13 protein-coding genes are annotated in these 16,280 nt (G+C 68.9%); 6 read left to right on the top strand and 7 right to left on the bottom strand.

Annotated elements, in window-relative coordinates:
* Positions 1-12 precede the first annotated feature (12 nt).
* Positions 13-1,143: a glycerate kinase gene (locus PGB26_RS04795; protein WP_271639203.1), complete on the top strand. Its 1,131-nt coding sequence runs from the start codon at positions 13-15 to the stop codon at positions 1,141-1,143.
* Positions 1,144-1,214: 71 nt separating this feature from the next.
* Here the strand turns inward: PGB26_RS04795 and PGB26_RS04800 are convergent, their stop codons facing one another.
* Positions 1,215-1,361 (bottom strand): hypothetical protein, encoded by a 147-nt coding sequence (locus PGB26_RS04800; RefSeq protein ID WP_271639204.1) that lies wholly within the window; start codon positions 1,359-1,361, stop codon positions 1,215-1,217.
* Between the two features lie 134 nt (positions 1,362-1,495).
* Positions 1,496-2,209, bottom strand: coding sequence for an NRDE family protein (locus PGB26_RS04805; protein ID WP_271639205.1), 714 nt, complete (start codon positions 2,207-2,209; stop codon positions 1,496-1,498).
* Between the two features lie 95 nt (positions 2,210-2,304).
* Between PGB26_RS04805 and coaBC the strand changes: the two genes are divergently transcribed.
* Positions 2,305-3,534 (top strand): bifunctional phosphopantothenoylcysteine decarboxylase/phosphopantothenate--cysteine ligase CoaBC, encoded by a 1,230-nt coding sequence (gene coaBC / locus PGB26_RS04810; RefSeq protein ID WP_271639206.1) that lies wholly within the window; start codon positions 2,305-2,307, stop codon positions 3,532-3,534.
* An 11-nt stretch (positions 3,535-3,545) separates the two neighbouring features.
* On the opposite strand, the gene moaA is transcribed toward coaBC, so the two are convergent.
* Positions 3,546-4,625 (bottom strand): GTP 3',8-cyclase MoaA, encoded by a 1,080-nt coding sequence (moaA, locus tag PGB26_RS04815; protein WP_271639207.1) that lies wholly within the window; start codon positions 4,623-4,625, stop codon positions 3,546-3,548.
* Positions 4,626-4,923: 298 nt separating this feature from the next.
* Here moaA and PGB26_RS04820 point away from each other — a divergent pair, with 298 nt between their 5' ends.
* Together PGB26_RS04820 and PGB26_RS04825 are read left to right on the top strand one after the other, a co-directional pair.
* Positions 4,924-5,439: a nucleoside deaminase gene (locus tag PGB26_RS04820; RefSeq protein WP_271639599.1), complete on the top strand. Its 516-nt coding sequence runs from the start codon at positions 4,924-4,926 to the stop codon at positions 5,437-5,439.
* Positions 5,440-5,467: 28 nt separating this feature from the next.
* Positions 5,468-7,063 carry an NCS2 family permease gene (locus PGB26_RS04825; RefSeq protein WP_271639208.1) on the top strand — a complete coding sequence of 532 codons (1,596 nt, stop codon included), beginning with the start codon at positions 5,468-5,470 and terminating at the stop codon, positions 7,061-7,063.
* Between the two features lie 189 nt (positions 7,064-7,252).
* Here PGB26_RS04825 and xdhC read toward each other — a convergent pair whose 3' ends face one another.
* The 4 genes from xdhC to PGB26_RS04845 form a co-directional block, all read right to left on the bottom strand.
* Positions 7,253-8,074, bottom strand: a complete 822-nt coding sequence (xdhC, locus tag PGB26_RS04830) for a xanthine dehydrogenase accessory protein XdhC (RefSeq protein WP_271639209.1) — start codon at positions 8,072-8,074, stop codon at positions 7,253-7,255.
* A 1-nt stretch (position 8,075) separates the two neighbouring features.
* Positions 8,076-10,439, bottom strand: coding sequence for a xanthine dehydrogenase molybdopterin binding subunit (xdhB, locus tag PGB26_RS04835; protein WP_271639210.1), 2,364 nt, complete (start codon positions 10,437-10,439; stop codon positions 8,076-8,078).
* Complete coding sequence (locus PGB26_RS04840) at positions 10,436-11,920, bottom strand: xanthine dehydrogenase small subunit (RefSeq protein WP_271639211.1); 1,485 nt, start codon at positions 11,918-11,920, stop codon at positions 10,436-10,438. Before PGB26_RS04840 ends, xdhB begins: the two co-directional genes overlap by 4 nt.
* A 190-nt stretch (positions 11,921-12,110) precedes the next feature.
* Positions 12,111-12,233, bottom strand: coding sequence for a hypothetical protein (locus tag PGB26_RS04845; RefSeq protein WP_271639212.1), 123 nt, complete (start codon positions 12,231-12,233; stop codon positions 12,111-12,113).
* A 126-nt stretch (positions 12,234-12,359) separates the two neighbouring features.
* Here PGB26_RS04845 and PGB26_RS04850 point away from each other — a divergent pair, with 126 nt between their 5' ends.
* Both PGB26_RS04850 and PGB26_RS04855 read left to right on the top strand, forming a co-directional pair.
* Positions 12,360-14,516 (top strand): ATP-dependent Clp protease ATP-binding subunit, encoded by a 2,157-nt coding sequence (locus PGB26_RS04850; protein WP_271639213.1) that lies wholly within the window; start codon positions 12,360-12,362, stop codon positions 14,514-14,516.
* A gap of 248 nt (positions 14,517-14,764) precedes the next feature.
* Entirely contained in the window at positions 14,765-16,231 is a 1,467-nt protein-coding gene (locus PGB26_RS04855; RefSeq protein WP_271639214.1) for a nucleobase:cation symporter-2 family protein, read from the top strand.
* Positions 16,232-16,280: the final 49 nt, after the last annotated feature.

Raw genomic sequence — 16,280 nt, forward strand, 5'->3', positions numbered from 1 at the left:
TCCGAGTACGACATGCGCATCCTCATCGCCTCTGACAAGTTCAAGGGCTCGGCGACGGGCTCCGAGGTGGCGGCGGCGCTCGCCGACGGCATCCGGGAGATCACCCCGGATGCCGTCGTCGACGCGGCTCCCGTCGCCGACGGCGGCGAGGGCACGGTCGACGCGGCCGTGGCGAGCGGGTTCACCCCCGTGACGGTGTCGGTGACCGGCCCCACCGGCCGCCCGGTGGATGCCGCCTTCGCCGTCCGCGGAGAGCAGGCGATCATCGAGATGGCCGCCGCGAGTGGTCTGGACCTGCTGCCGAACGGCGAGAAGGATGCCCTCGCAGCGACCAGCCGCGGCACCGGCGAGCTCATCGCGGCGGCGCTCGATCGCGGCGCGACCTCGATCGTGCTCGGCGTGGGCGGCAGCGCCTGCACCGACGGCGGCGCGGGGATGCTGCAGGCGCTGGGCGTGGCACTGCGCACCGAGGATCGACCCGTGCGACCCGGCGGCGCGGGCCTGGTCGATCTGGTCTCGGCCGACATCTCCGGCCTCGACCCTCGGCTCGACGGCGTCAGCTTCGTGCTGGCCGCCGACGTCGACAATCCTCTCCTGGGAGACCGGGGGGCCGCCGCGGTCTTCGCACCGCAGAAGGGGGCGAGCGCCGACGATGTCGCTGTCCTCGAGGCGGGCCTGTCGCGTCTCGCAGAGGTCGTCGACGTGCTGCCCGGCGTGCGGCCCTCGGCGACGGCCCCCGGTGCGGGCGCCGCGGGCGGGGTGGGGTACGCGGCTCTCGCGGTGCTCGGCGCGGTGCGCGAAGCGGGCATCGACGTCATCCTGCGCCTGATCTCACTCGACGAGCGCATCGCCGATGCCGACCTCGTGATCACAGGCGAGGGAAGCCTCGACGATCAGAGTCTCGGCGGCAAGACGCCACTGGGCGTCTCGGCGGCCGCCGCGAGGGCGGGCAAGCCCGTCGTTGCGGTGTGCGGTCGCACCACGCTGGACGCCGCGCAGGCCGCGTCCGCGGGCTTCGGGAAGGTCTACGCGCTGAGCGACCTCGAGCCCGAGCCGGCGAAGAGCATGGCCAACGCGGTGCCGCTGCTGCGCGAAGTCGGCCGCGCCATCGCCGCAGACCTGCCCGCGCTCACCGCTCGCTGAGCCTGGCTGCACGCAGAAGGGGACCGGACCGCCGATGGGCGGAGCCGATCCCCTGTGTCGCGCGTTGGTCCTCAGGCCGCCTTCGGGAAGAGGACGCGGAATGCGCGGATGAAGCCATTGCCTTCGTCGGCAGGCAGGTGGAAATCCGGGTCGATGTTGACCGATGGGTTCTCTGCGAACGGGACGTACCCGCTCGTCTCAGTCGAATGTGAGCTCATGTCCCTCTCCGTTCCCATTTCCATAAAGTGAAAGAATCATCTTGCTCTATGAAAAGAGTAAGGCAGCGTCGCCGAGGAGTCAATACCCGCTTCCTGCGTGTGACGGCAAATTGCGCTGCGGCGCGGGCGCGTCGTCAGCCCCAGTGGCCCGGATCGGTCAGCACCCGGGAGCTCACCTGAAGCGACCCGGAGGCGACCTCTGCGGTGCAGAACAGCAGCGACATCGTGGGATACCCGTGAACCCGGTTGTCGCGCACGATCGCCCTGTCGTCGTCGGGGGAGAGGCTCGCGCTCTCTGCGAGCACCGCGACCCAGCGCTCGTCCCACGCGGACGCGTGGCCTGCGGGTGCGTCGCCCGCAGACGCGGCGAAGCGGGGCAGCCACGCCTCGATGCGCGCCGTGCCGGGGTCGTCCAGATCGTCGTGGGCGATCATGTGCACCCCCGCCGGCACCGCGGTCTCCCGCAGCTGGGCACCGTCCCACGACAGCACGCGGGATCCCTCCGGCGTCACCTCGAGCAGGTTGAATCCGTGCATCGGCAGCGGACCGTCCGGCGAGCGGCCGGCGACCGACTCGAGTGCCAGCGACCCGCGCGAGCGCGCACCGTCCTGTGGCAGGTCGACCACGTCGGCGCGGTTGAGCAGCACGGCCAGGCGTCCGGCGGCGGGGTCGGCGGCGAGCCACGCGCCACCGGCCCGGCGGTCGCGGATGCCGATCACCCCCGGGTGCGCGTCCGGCCACCACTCTCCGAGGTCGTCCCATGGGCGATCCGGATCCTCGTCGCGCACGGCCAGCAGCCGGGCGCCCGCGCCGGGGGAGGGGGCGACATCGATCACGACGGTGCACACGAGCACGAGTCTAGGTGCGCCTGCAGCAGGGGAGGGCGCACGGCAGGGGCGGTCGAATCGCCGACTGTCCTGCAGCCTGGGGCAGAATCGAACGCGTGAACATCGTCGTCGCCGTCACCGGCGGGATCGCCGCCTACAAGAGCGTGCACCTGGTGCGCCTGCTGATCACCGCGGGGCACGAGGTCACCGTCGTGCCGACCGAAGACGCGCTGCGCTTCGTCGGCCTGCCCACGTGGGAGGCGATCAGTCGTAGACCCGTGACGACGAGCGTGCACGAGGATGTCGCCCAGGTGCGCCACGTCGCTCTCGGGCAGGCCGCCGAACTCGTGATCGTCGCGCCCGCCACGGCGAACACGATCGCGAAGATGGCAGCGGGACTCGCCGACGACCTGCTCGGCACCACTCTGCTCGCCACGACCGCGCCGGTCGTGATCGCCCCGGCGATGCACACCGAGATGTGGCGCCACCCGGCGACGCAGGCGAACGTCGCGACGCTGCGCGATCGCGGTGTCGCCATCCTCGGCCCGGGAGAGGGCGAGCTGACCGGCGGCGATTCCGGACCGGGGCGGATGCTCGAGCCCGAGCAGATCATGGCGGGGGCGCTCGCCCTGCTCGACGACGAAGAATCGGGACCGAACTCCGAGCAGGACCTCGACGGCCTGCGGGTCGCAGTGTCGGCCGGCGGCACCCGCGAGCCCCTCGATCCCGTGCGCTTCCTCGGCAACCGCTCCAGCGGGAGGCAGGGCACAGCCCTCGCCATCGCCGCCGCAGACCGCGGCGCGGAGGTGGTGCTCGTCGCCGCGCACGTCGACGGTGCGGTGCTGGCGGATGCCGAACGGCATCCGCTCATCCGCATCGAGCACGTCGGCACCGCAGCCGAACTCGGCGACGCGATGCGCCGGGCATCGGAGGAGGCCGCGGTGATCGTGATGGCCGCGGCCGTCGCCGACTACCGTCCGGCCGACGTGTCCGACCGCAAGCTCACCAAGGACTCCGGCCCGCTCGAGAGCATCGAGCTGGTGCAGAACGAGGACATCGTGGCTCATCTGGCCGCTCGGCGGCATCCGGGTCAGGTGATCGTCGCGTTCGCGGCCGAGACCGCAGACGACGGCGACGAGCTGATCGAGCGCGCGCGGCGCAAGCGCGAGCGCAAGGGCGTCGATCTGCTCGTGGTGAACGAGGTCGGCTGGGAGCGCGGTTTCGAGTCGGGGCAGAACACCGTGCACGTCATCGGCGACGGGGGTGCGGTTCTCGCCAGGGCATCCGGGACTAAGCGCTCAGTGGCCGACGACGTCTGGGACGTCATCGCCGACGTGCTGGCCTGAGAAGCGGCGGCTCAGCCGCCGATGTACGACATCTCGATGCGCTTGCGCTGCGTGCGAAGCGCCGGGGTGAGCCCCGCGCGGATCTCGGAGTAGCGGTCGTCTCGTCCGCCCCAGATGGATGCCATGGCCGCCGCAAGCTCGACATCGTCGGCTCCGCCGCGCATGAGCGCGCGCAGGTCGTGGCCCTGGGAGGCGAACAGGCAGGTGAACAGCCTCCCCTCAGTCGAGATGCGCGCACGCGTGCAGGTGCCGCAGAACGCGTTGGTCACACTGGAGATGGCGCCGATCTCGCCGCCGCCGTCGGTGTAGCGCCAGCGTTTCGCGGTCTCGCCGAGCACCGCGGGGGCGACCGGCTCGAGCGGGAACACCGCGCCGATCCGCTCGATGATCTCGGCCGACGGCACCACCTCATCGAGAGACCAGCCGTTGGTGTTGCCGACGTCCATGTACTCGATGAAGCGCAGCGTGTAGGGGGTGCCCTTGAAGTGCCGCGCCATGTCGACGATCTCACCGTCGTTCACGCCGCGCTTGACGACCATGTTGAGCCGGATCGGCCCGAGGCCGGCCTCGTGCGCCGCGTCGATGCCGTCGAGCACTCGGCTGACCGGGAAGCGCACGTCGTTCATGCTCTGGAAGAGGGCGTCGTCGAGTGAGTCGACCGACACCGTCACCCGCTTCAGGCCTGCGGCCTTCAGTGCCTGCGCCTTGACCGCGAGGGCGGAGCCGTTGGTGGTCAGGGCCAGGTCGAGCGGTCGGCCCTCCGGGGTGCGGATGGCGGCGAGCTGCTCGATCAGTTGCTCGATGCCGCGGCGCAGCAGCGGCTCGCCTCCGGTCAGGCGGAGCTTGTGCACCCCGTGCGCGGCGGCGACGGTGGCGATGCGGGTGATCTCTTCGAAGCTGAGCAGCTCGTCACGGTCGAGAAAGGCGTAGTCGCGCCCGAAGATCTCCTTGGGCATGCAGTAGACACAGCGGAAGTTGCAGCGGTCGGTCACCGAGATGCGCAGGTCGCGCAGGGGGCGCTCGAGCCGGTCGGTGAGCGCGGTCGACGGGCCGGCCAGACGGCCCTCGCCGTCGATTCGCCTGCTCGCCATGATCTCGTCCTCTCGCGTTGAAACGCTAGCACCGGATGCCTGGGTGCGGACCCGCTGAAGCCCGTATCAATTGCCGCTGAAGTGCATTTGTCGCCGTAGCGTGAAATGCGCGCGGGAATTGTCTGGACGGGACGAAATGGTGTTGCTATTCTTGGACAGCCGCAATATCCGAGATGCGGCTCAATTGAACAGTCAGCGGTTCGACGTATATCTCGCAGAACGATCCCATCCGGATCCGACTCGATAAGCCGTATCACTGCTACGACAGCAAGGAAGCTCTCGTATGAACAGCAGCGCTATGCCCAGACCCGAATCGCAGACCGACCCGACAGCCTCACCCGATCCCGCCGCGTACCTGGCCGAGGCTGTGCGCATCGCGGTCGAGAACGTGCGCAACGAGGGCGGGCCCTTCGGCGCCGTGGTCGTCACGGCCGACGGTCAGGTCTTCGAGGGCGTGAACCGGGTCACCGCCGATCTCGATCCCTCGGCGCACGCCGAGGTCACGGCGATTCGCAACGCGTGCCGAGGGCTCGGCACGTTCGACCTGTCGGGAGCCACGCTCTACACGAGCTGCGAGCCCTGCCCGATGTGCCTGGCCACGTCGCTGTGGGCGCGGATCGACCGCGTCTACTTCGCCGCCGACCGCCACGATGCCGCCGATGCCGGCTTCGACGACGCGGCGTTCTACCGCTACTTCGAAGGCGACGACGCCGATCGGGCCGTCATGCCCGTGACCGACATCGCGCTGCCGCCCGAGCAGCGCGTCGCCCCCTTCACCGAGTGGGCCGGTACGCCCACCCGCATCGAGTACTGAACCCCCTTCACCGTTTCCGGAGCCGATGATGTCTTCACCTGTCCCTCCTTCCGCGCGCCCGACCGGGGCCGACTCGCCTACGACCGACCCATCCACCGCCACCGACACATCCACCACGGGTGTGGTCGGCAACGACGCCGCCGGGCTCTTCGCCCGCGACGATGAACAGCGGCCGCCGCTGGCCACCGGGGCGACGACCACCGTCGACGCCACGCCGAAGAACGGCCTCGACCGGTTCTTCGAGATCACCCGTCGAGGGTCGACCATCGCACGCGAGATCCGCGGCGGCGTGGTCACGTTCGTGACGATGGCGTACATCGTCATCCTCAACCCGCTGATCCTCGGTGGCGTCACCGACGTGTCCGACGCAGCGCTGGATGCCGCGCAGATCGGTGCCGCGACGGGGCTCACAGCCGGCGTGATGACGATCCTGTTCGGCGTCGTGGCGAGGCTGCCGTTCGCGCTCGCCGCGGGACTGGGCATCAACTCCTTCCTCGCCGTCTCGGTCGTCGGTCAGGTCACCTGGCCCGAGGCGATGGGACTCGTCGTGATCAACGGCCTGCTCATCGTGCTCTTCGGCGCCACCGGCATCCGGACCGCCATCTTCAGGGCCGTGCCGCAGGCGCTCAAGGCGGCCATCACCGTCGGCATCGGCCTCTTCATCGCCTTCATCGGCTTCGTCGACTCGGGCTTCGTCAACCGCACCGCCGGCGGCCCGCCGGTGCAGCTCGGCGACAACGGATCGATCACCTCCGTGCCCACGCTCATCTTCCTGTTCGGGCTGGTGCTGATCGGCATCCTCGTGGCGCGCAAGGTGCCGGGCGGCATCCTGATCGGCATCGTGGTCAGCACGGTCATGGCGCTGATCGCGCAATCGGTGCTGAAGCTCGGACCCTCCTTCGAAGACCCGAACGGCTGGCACATGACCATCCCCGAGCTCCCGGCCGCGTGGATCACCGTGCCGGACTTCGGTCTGATCGGCCAGTTCGACCTGTTCGGCGCCTTCGAGCGCGTCGGCATCCTCTCAGCCACCATGCTCGTCTTCACCCTCGTGTTCTCGAACTTCTTCGACGCGATGGGCACGATGACCGGACTCGCGAAGAACGCCGGCCTCGCCTACAAGGACGGCACGTTCCCGCGGCTGCGCTCGGCGTTCGTCGTAGAGGGCTTCGGCGCGGTGGCGGGCGGTGTGACCTCGACGTCGTCGAACACGGTGTACGTCGACAGCGCCTCCGGCATCGGCGAGGGCGCGCGCACGGGTCTCGCCTCGCTCGTCGTCGGCGTGCTGTTCCTGCTGTCGATGTTCGTCACCCCGCTCACCCTCGTCGTGCCGATCGAGGTCGGCTCGGCCGCGCTCGTGGTGGTCGGCGCGATGATGATGTCGCAGATCCGCGAGATCAAGTTCACGAAGTTCGCCGTCGCGCTGCCGGCGTTCCTCACCATCGTGACCATGCCGCTGACCTACTCGATCGCGAACGGCATCGGGGTGGGCTTCATCTCCTGGGCGCTTGTGAACGCCTTCTCGGGTCGCGCCCGCAAGGTGCACTGGCTGATGTGGATCGTGGCAGCCGGATTCGCGCTGTACTTCGTTCGCGGGCCGATCGAGGCGATGCTCGCCGGCTGATCGCCGCACAGGAAAGGCCCCGATTCTCATTCCGAGGATCGGGGTCTTTGCATTTCTGCGGAACGTCTTGCACCCGCCGCATGAGTGCGGCGGGTGCAATTCATGTCGGGGCCAATGCGCGTTGCATTCGCTATGGTGCGTCGAGAAATTCCGGAATGCGTTTCGCGCATTCCGGAATCGATGTGAGCGTCATTCGGATGCCCGCGGCGCGGCCTCCTCGATGAGCTGCAGGATGCGAGCCGCCACGCTCACCGCGATGACGGCCGGCTGCTTGCCCGACACCTCGGGGACGCCGATGGGAGTGGTCACGCGGGCGAGCTCGTCGTCGGTGTGACCGAGCTCGTGCAGCTTCTTGCGGAACCGCGCCCATTTCGAAGCCGAGCCGATCAGCCCGATCGATCCGAGGCCGTCTGTGCGCAGCGACTGGTCGACGATCGCGAGATCCTCGACGTGATCGTGCGTCATGACCAGCACGTGGGTGCCCGCGGGGACGTCGAGCAGCGCTGCCTCGGGCACGGGCGCGTGGTGCGCCTCGACACGCGCGACCGCATCGCGGGTCACAGGCTCGAGACGGGCTGGGTCGAGCATCTCGGCTCGCGAATCGACCAGGTGCAGCGCCAGCTCGTGCCGAGTCAGGATGCGCGCCAGCTCGAGCCCCACATGGCCCATGCCGAACACAGCCACCGACGGCACGACGCGAACGGGCTCGAGCATGATCGTGACCTCTCCTCCGCAGCACTGCACGCCGTACTCGGTCGTGGCCTTGTCGCTCAGCGTCAGCGTGAGCAGCTCGGGTTCGGCGGTGCCCGAGGCGAGCATCTCGTGGGCGCGATCGGCGGCGGTCGCCTCGAGGTTGCCGCCGCCGATCGTGCCGAACTGAGCGCCCGGCGAGATGACCATCTTCGCGCCGCCGTTGCGGGGCGCGTGACCGCGCACCATCGCCAGCGTCACGATCACCGCAGGAGTGCGGCTCTCGCGCAGCGCGCGCAGGGCATCCAGCCAGTCGACCATGTCAGACCGCGGCGAGCTCGGGCGCCGGCTCCGCCGCGCCCTGGGCAGCACGGGCGGTCTCGACCGCCCAGTACACCGCCTCGGGCGTCGCCGGAGAGGCGAGGTCGACCGAGTGGCCTGCCGGGCCGAATGCCGCGACCGCCTCGCGCAGCGCCTCGCGAGCGCTGAACGCGAGCATGAACGGCGGCTCGCCGACGGCCTTCGAGCCGTAGACCGCGCCGTCCTCCCTGGCGTTCTGGAACAGGCGCACCGTGAACTCCTCAGGCATCTCCGAGAAGCTCGGCAGCTTGTAGGTCGACGCCGACTGGGTCTGCAGGCGACCCCGGTGCGGGCCGTCTGTGGCATCCCACCTCAGGTCCTCCAGTGTCAGCCAGCCCATGCCCTGCACGTACGCGCCCTCGATCTGGCCGATGTCGAGCATCGGCGAGAGCGAGTCGCCCACGTCGTGCACGATGTCGACGCGACGGATTCGGTATGCGCCGGTGAAGCCGTCGATCTCGACCTCGGTGGCGGCCGCGCCGTACGCGAAGTACTTGAACGGCGAGCCCTGCATCGTCTCGGGGTTCCAGTGCAGACCGGCCGTGCGGTAGTACCCGGCCGCGAACAGCTGCACCCGCTGGAAGTACGCCGCCTTCGCCACCTCGGCGAAGGTCAGTCGCTCCGACTTGCCGAGGGCGGTCACGTAGCCGCCGCCGAAGCGCACGTCGCGCTCGTCGACGCCGAGCAGGCGCCCGGCGACAGCGGCCATGCGATCGCGGATCTGCTCGCAGGCGTTCTTCACCGCGCCGCCGTTGAGATCGGCGCCCGATGACGCGGCTGTGGCCGACGTGTTGGGCACCTTGTCGGTGCGAGTGGGGGCGAGGCGCACCTGGTGCAGTTCCAGTCCCAGCGCGGTGGCCGCGATCTGCAGCATCTTGGTGTGCAGTCCCTGACCCATCTCGGTGCCGCCGTGATTGACCAGCACCGAGCCGTCTTTGTAGACGTGCACGAGCGCGCCGGCCTGGTTGAACGCGGCGAAGTTGAACGAGATGCCGAACTTGATCGGCGTCATCGATATCGCGCGCTTCACGTCAGGGCTCGCGGCGTTGAACGCGTCGATCTCGGCGCGGCGCTGGGCGATCGACGCCTCGTCGGCGAGCTGGTTCCAGATGGTCGGCATCCGCTCGGCGTCCTTTACCAGCTGGCCGTACGGCGTGCTCTGGCCGGGCTGGTAGAAGTTGCGCCGGCGCAGCTCGAGCGGATCGATGCCGAGCGTCGGCGCGACCCGGCCGAGGATGTCTTCGATGAGGAACACGCCCTGCGGGCCGCCGAAACCGCGGTACGCGGTGTTCGACTGCTTGTTGGTCTTCGCGATCTGCCCGTAGGCGTGCACGTTCGGGATCCAGTACGCGTTGTCGAGGTGGCAGAGCGCGCGGCCGAGGACGGGCTCCGACAGGTCGATCGACCAGCCGCCGTCTGCGGTGAGCACAGCATCGAGGGCCTGCAGCATGCCGTTCTCGTCGAGACCGACCTTCCAGCGGATGTGGAACGGATGCCGCTTGCCGGTCATCGTGAGATCCTGCGTGCGGTTCAGGCGCACCCGAACCGGACGGCCGGTGAGCTTGGCGCCGAGCGCTGCGATCGCGGCGAAGCCGTGCGGCTGCATCTCCTTGCCGCCGAAGCCGCCGCCCATGCGCAGGCACTGCACCGTGACCTCGTTGGCGTGGATGCCCAGCACGTGCGAGACGAGGTCCTGCGTCTCGGTCGGATGCTGGGTCGAGCACTGGATGAAGTACTGCCCCTCCGAGTCGCGCACGGCGAACGATGCGTGCGTCTCGAGGTAGAAGTGCTCTTGACCCGCGAACTCGGTGACCCCTTCGAAGACGTGCGCCGAGGCGGCGAGTCCGGCCGCCGCGTCGCCGCGGGCGACGGTGCGCGGCGTGCCCATGAAGGATCCGGCCTCGATCGCATCGCGCACGGTGATCAGCGAGGGCAGCTCGTCGTACTCGACCTGCACGCGCTCGGCCCCGAGGCGTGCGGCCTCGGTCGTCTCGCCGAGCACCCACACCAGCGCATGCCCGTAGAACATGGCCTCGCTCGGGAACAGCGGCTCGTCGTTGCGGATGCCGGCGTCGTTCAGACCGGGCACGTCGTCGGCGGTGAGCACCCGCACGACGCCAGGCACCTCGTAGGCGCCCGAGACGTCGATGCTCACGCGCGCGTGCGCGCTGGTGGACTGCACCGGCCACGCGGTGAGCACACCATGGGTCTGCGCGGCGAGGTCGTCGGTGTACATCGCGGCTCCGGTCACGTGCAGCGCCGCGCTCTCGTGCACTGCAGGGCGCCCGACGACGGGGTTCTCGGGGCGGTCGGCGAGAGTGCTCATACCGACACCTCCTTCGACTGGATGACGGTCGGGCTGTAGAACTTCAGCAGGGCGGAGCCCAGCATGTGCGCGCGGTAGTCGCCGCTGGCGCGGTGGTCGGACATCGGGGTGCCCTCCGACTGGAGCACGGCGGATGCCGCCTTCACTGTGGCGATGTTCCACGGTTTGCCGATCAGCGCCTCCTCGGTCGCGGTGGCTCGCAGCGGCGTGGCTGCCACACCGCCCAGGCCGATGCGCGCAGAGGACACGGTGCCGCCGGTGATGTCGAACGCGAAGCCGAGCGCGACGGAGGAGATGTCGTCGAAGCGGCGCTTGGAGATCTTGTGGAATGCCGTGTACTCCGCTAGCGGCAGCGGAATGCGCACAGCCGTGATCAGCTCGTCCTTCGCGCGCACGGTCTGCCGGTAGCCGATGAAGTACTCGGCCAGCGGCACCTCGCGCTCGCCGTCGACGGATGCCAGCACGAGCCGCGCGTCGAGGGCGAGCAGCGCCGGCGGGGTGTCTCCGATGGGGGAACCGGTGCCGAGGTTGCCACCGATGGTGCCGCGGTTGCGGATGAGGCGGGACGCGAACTGCGGGAACAGCTTGGCGAGCAGCGGCACGCGGCCGCCGAGACGCCGCTCGACATCGGATATCGGCAGAGCCGCACCGATCTCGACCATCTCGTCGGTGACGGAGAGGGCACGCAGCTCGTCGAGCTGATCGATCGCGACGACCAGGGGTGCGCGGCGGCCGCGGAGGTTGACCTCGACGCCCCAGTCCGTCGAGCCGGCGACGATCAGGGCATCCGGCTCATCGCGAAGCAGGCGCAGGGCGTCGGAGAGGGTGGCGGGTCGCACGAAGCGTGAGCCGGCGACCCGGGCATCCGTCGCCACCGCCGCAGGAGCAGCGTGCGACAGGCGCTGCTGCAGCGGATCGTCCTGCTCGGGCGAGCCGAGAGAGTAGGCCGCGTCGCGGATGGGGCGATATCCGGTGCAGCGGCAGAGGTTGCCGCTGAGAGCGTGCAGATCGAATCCGTTGGGGCCCGCCTCGAGACCATCGTCGTCGGGGCCCTCGCCGTGCTGCTGCTCGCCGTCGTGGGCAGGGCAGCCGTCGCCGCGCTCAGGGCGGTAGTACTCGGCAGCCATGCTGCAGGCGAAGCCGGGCGTGCAGTACCCGCACTGCGAGCCGCCGGCTTCGGCGAGCTTCTGCTGCACCGGATGCAGGTTCTCGACTCCGCCGAGCCCTTCGGCGGTGACGATCTCCTGGCCGTCGAGGGCGTAGACCGGCACGAGGCAGGCGTTGACCGGCGTCCAGCGGGTGGTGCCGTCGTCGTCGGGGGTGGCGATCATCATGGCGCACGCGCCGCACTCGCCCTCGGCGCAGCCCTCCTTGCTGCCGGGAAGCCCGCAGTCGCGCAGCCAGTCCAGCGCGGTCGTGTGGGTGGCCACACCGTCGAGCGGGCGGCTGCGCCCGTTCACGGTGACCGTGATGTCAGTCATTGTGTCTCCTCGGGTATGACGCGGCGGCGTCGGGTGCACACTGTTCGCGTGCCGGCGGGGATTCCGAGGGGTGAGCGCCGTCGCGATCGCGTCGGACGATCGCATCGACGTCGCGCGGCTGCACTGCTCTCGGGCGAGCCGACGGCGAAGCCTCGGAATCGTCGGGAAGGGCGATTCCGTGGACGGCTGCTCAGGCGCCGTGGGCGTACCAGTTGCCCCAGGCGGTGGAGCTCTCGACGGGGGCGGTGGCGTGAACGTGAACGTACTGCAACATCGCGGCCCCTCTCTGCGCTGAGTTGAGGAGGATCCTCATGGTGTCGGTCAGTGTATTCCGCCGCTTCGGCTTCGGTCAAGCGTAACGGGTTGCCCTCCGGCGATCCACGATCTAAACTTGAGTCACCACAACTCAACTTTGAAGGAGTCCCCCCAGGAGGAGCGAATGACCAACCCGGCACAGAGTGAAGAGCAGCAGAGCGCCCTCGAGCAGTTCGGCATCAATCTCACCGATCGCGCCCGGCAGGGCAAGCTCGATCCGGTGATCGGCCGCGACAGCGAGATCCGTCGTGTGAGCCAGGTGCTCACACGGCGCACGAAGAACAACCCCGTGCTCATCGGCGAGCCCGGCGTCGGCAAGACCGCCGTCGTTGAGGGGCTCGCGCAGCGCATCGTCGCGGGAGACGTCGCCGAATCCCTCAAAGACAAAGAGCTCGTCTCGCTCGACATCTCGGCGCTCGTCGCCGGCGCGATGTACCGGGGACAGTTCGAGGAGCGCCTCAAGAGCGTGCTCAAGGAGATCACCGAGTCCGACGGCAAGGTCATCACGTTCATCGACGAGCTGCACGTGCTGATGGGGGCCGGAGGCGGTGAGGGCTCGGTCGCGGCATCCAACATGCTCAAGCCGATGCTCGCCCGCGGCGAGCTGCGCATGATCGGCGCCACCACCCTCAACGAGTACCGCGAGTTCATCGAGAAGGACGCCGCGCTCGAGCGCCGCTTCCAGCAGGTGTATGTCGGCGAGCCGAGTGTCGAAGACACGGTGGCGATCCTGCGCGGCCTGAAGGGCCGGTACGAGGCGCACCACGGTGTCACGATCTCCGACACCGCACTGGTCGCTGCGGCCGCGCTGTCGAACCGATACCTGCCCAGCCGGCAGCTGCCCGACAAGGCGATCGACCTGATCGACGAGGCCATGTCCCGACTGAAGATGGAGATCGACTCCTCGCCCGTCGAGATCGACGAGCTCAAGCGCCAGGTCGACCGGATGAAGCTCGAAGAGCTCGCCCTGAAGAAGGAGAAGGATGCGGCGTCGAAAGAGCGCCTCGCGGCGCTGCGCGAGCAGATGGCGGGGCTCGAGAGCCAACTCGGCGAGCTCGAAGCGCGCTGGGCGCGCGAGCGTCAGGGTCTGAACCGCGTCGGCGAGCTGAAGAAGAAACTCGACGAGGCGACGACGCAGCGCGACCTGGCGATGCGCGAGGGCGACTACACGAAGGCGTCCAAGCTCGAGTACGAGACCATTCGCCGTCTGAATGCCGAGATCGCCGAGGCCGAGCAGGCCGAGCAGGCCGTGTCGGACGAGGGCCGCATGGTCAACGAGCAGGTCACCGAAGAGGACATCGCGGCGGTGATCGCCGCGTGGACCGGCATCCCGGTCGGCCGTCTGCTGCAGGGCGAGAGCGAGAAGCTGCTGCATCTCGAGAGCGAACTCGGTCGCCGTCTGATCGGTCAGAAGGACGCGGTCAAGGCGGTGTCGGATGCCGTGCGGCGCTCGCGCGCCGGCATCAGCGATCCCGGCCGCCCGACCGGATCGTTCCTGTTCCTCGGGCCGACCGGTGTCGGCAAGACCGAGCTGGCCAAGGCGCTCGCCGCGTTCCTGTTCGACGACGAGCACGCGATGGTGCGCATCGACATGAGCGAGTACGGCGAGAAGCACTCGGTCTCGCGTCTGGTCGGCGCCCCTCCCGGCTACGTCGGGTACGAGCAGGGCGGCCAGCTGACCGAGGCCGTGCGCCGGCGCCCCTACAGCGTGGTGCTGCTCGATGAGGTCGAGAAGGCGCATCCCGAGGTGTTCGACGTGCTGCTGCAGGTGCTCGACGACGGGCGCCTGACCGATGGGCAGGGGCGCACGGTCGACTTCTCGAACGTCATCCTCATCCTCACCTCGAACATCGGCTCGCCGATCCTCATCGATCCGGTGATGTCGGCAGACGAGAAGCGCGAGGCGGTGATGACGCTCGTGCGGCAGTCGTTCCTCCCCGAGTTCCTGAACCGTCTCGACGACATCGTCATGTTCTCGGCGCTCTCGCACGACGATCTCGCGCAGATCGTCGAGCTCGCGGTCGACGGCCTGCAGCGTCGGCTCTCCGATCGCCGGCTCACGCTGGCGGTGACTCCGGATGCCAGGGCCTGGCTCGCCGAGCGCGGCTACGACCCGGTGTTCGGCGCGCGCCCGCTGCGCCGACTGATCCAGACCGAGGTGCAGAACCGCCTCGCGACGGCGCTGCTCTCGGGCGGCGTGCGCGACGGCGACACCGTGCGTGTCGACGTGGCGGCCGACGGCAGCGGGCTGGCGCTCACCGCGGACAGAGCCGACACCTGACCGCCATCCCGCCGAGAAACCGCATTCCGCAAGAGAAACCACGTCTGAGCGGGTTTCTCTTGCGGAATGGTTTCTCACGTTCGCGGTGACGAGCGGATTTCACAACGTGAAAGAGTGTCTTCGATGCTCGGAAAACGTGCTGACCTATCTGAGGGTGCGTGTGTGACTCGCTGCTCGTGCGGCATCGCTGATCAGACACCATCCGACACCTGATAACCGAAGCAGCCCGACACGACGAAGAGGTCGACATGACGAAACAGAAGACACAGGCAACCCTCCGCCCCGAAGACGAACGCCTGCCCATCGGCGCCACCTTCGGGTACGGACTCCAGCACGTGCTGACGATGTACGGCGGCATCATCGCTCCACCGCTGATCATCGGACAGCTCGCCGGGCTCAGCCCCGCAGAGATCGGTGTGCTCATCGCGTCGTGCCTCTTCATGGGCGGCCTGGCGACCATCCTGCAGACGGTCGGCATTCCGTTCTTCGGCTCGCAGCTGCCGCTCGTGCAGGGGGTGTCGTTCGCCGGCGTCGCGACCATGGGCGCGATCGTGACGAACGGCGGCGGATTGCCCGCCGTGTTCGGATCGGTGATAGCGGCATCCGTCATCGGCCTGCTGATCGCGCCGATCTTCGCGATGGTGATCCGATTCTTCCCGCCGGTCGTCACCGGTGTCGTCATCACCACCATCGGCCTGACCCTGCTGCCGGTCGCCGCGCGCTGGGCGATGGGCGGCAACGCCAACGCAGACGACTTCGGCGCGCCGCAGAACCTGCTGCTCGCCTTCGTCACCCTGCTGTTCGTGCTGATCCTCAGCAAGGTGCCGATCGGGGCCGTCTCGCGCCTGTCGATCCTGCTCGCGATCGTCGCCGGCACGATCTTCGCCGCGTTCCTCGGCCGCGTCGACTTCTCGCAGGTCGGCGAGGGTGCCATCTTCGCCTTCCCGACGCCATTCGCCTTCGGCTGGCCGACGTTCGAGATCGCCGCGATCATCTCGATGTTCATCGTGATCCTCGTGACCCTCACCGAGACCACCGCCGACATCCTCGCGGTCGGCGAGATCGTGGGCACCAAGGTCGACAAGAAGCGCATCGCCGACGGCCTGCGCGCCGACATGCTCTCCAGTGCCGTCTCACCTGTGTTCGGCACCTTCACCCAGTCGGCGTTCGCGCAGAACGTCGGTCTGGTCGCCATCACCGGCGTGAAGAGCCGCTTCGTCGTGACCGCGGGCGGTGTGGTGCTGGTGATCCTCGGCCTGCTGCCGGTGCTGGGACGCGTGGTCGGCGAGATCCCCTCGCCGGTGCTCGGCGGCGCGGGCATCGTGCTGTTCGGCTCGGTCGCGGCATCCGGTGTCCGCACCCTGGCCAAGGTCGACTATCGCGGCAACATGAACCTGATCATCGTGGCGGCCTCGCTCGGCATCGGCATGCTGCCGATCGCCGCGCCGACCATCTACGACCAGATGCCCGACTGGTTCAACACGATCTTCCACTCGGGGATCAGCTCGGCAGCGGTCGCCGCGATCTTCCTCAACCTGCTGTTCAACCACGTCGGCGCACGCCGGTCGAAGGGCGCCAACAGCTTCGTCGCTGCTCCCACGCGCAGCATCCCGGTGCAGTACCTCGACGCGTTCGAGGACGGCGACTCGATCGTCGACGGGAAGATCGTCGATCGGGACGGCAAGGAGGTTCCGGTGCAGGTGCCTGAGCACTGACACCGGCCGCCCGACACCCTGACGTCCCCGCGAGACTTCACCTCCGGCA

It is taken from the genome of Microbacterium sp. nov. GSS16, from assembly GCF_028198145.1.
Lineage (GTDB): Bacteria > Actinomycetota > Actinomycetes > Actinomycetales > Microbacteriaceae > Microbacterium.

Coding starts and splice junctions, on each gene's coding strand:
- PGB26_RS04845 (WP_271639212.1), bottom strand. CDS start 12,233: ATGAGGATCCTCCTCAACTCAGCGCAGAGAGGGGCCGCGATGTTGCAG.
- PGB26_RS04820 (WP_271639599.1), top strand. CDS start 4,924: ATGCCCAGACCCGAATCGCAGACCGACCCGACAGCCTCACCCGATCCC.
- moaA (WP_271639207.1), bottom strand. CDS start 4,625: ATGGCGAGCAGGCGAATCGACGGCGAGGGCCGTCTGGCCGGCCCGTCG.
- xdhC (WP_271639209.1), bottom strand. CDS start 8,074: ATGGTCGACTGGCTGGATGCCCTGCGCGCGCTGCGCGAGAGCCGCACT.
- xdhB (WP_271639210.1), bottom strand. CDS start 10,439: ATGAGCACTCTCGCCGACCGCCCCGAGAACCCCGTCGTCGGGCGCCCT.
- PGB26_RS04795 (WP_271639203.1), top strand. CDS start 13: ATGCGCATCCTCATCGCCTCTGACAAGTTCAAGGGCTCGGCGACGGGC.
- PGB26_RS04825 (WP_271639208.1), top strand. CDS start 5,468: ATGTCTTCACCTGTCCCTCCTTCCGCGCGCCCGACCGGGGCCGACTCG.
- PGB26_RS04855 (WP_271639214.1), top strand. CDS start 14,765: ATGACGAAACAGAAGACACAGGCAACCCTCCGCCCCGAAGACGAACGC.
- PGB26_RS04840 (WP_271639211.1), bottom strand. CDS start 11,920: ATGACTGACATCACGGTCACCGTGAACGGGCGCAGCCGCCCGCTCGAC.
- PGB26_RS04800 (WP_271639204.1), bottom strand. CDS start 1,361: ATGAGCTCACATTCGACTGAGACGAGCGGGTACGTCCCGTTCGCAGAG.
- PGB26_RS04850 (WP_271639213.1), top strand. CDS start 12,360: ATGACCAACCCGGCACAGAGTGAAGAGCAGCAGAGCGCCCTCGAGCAG.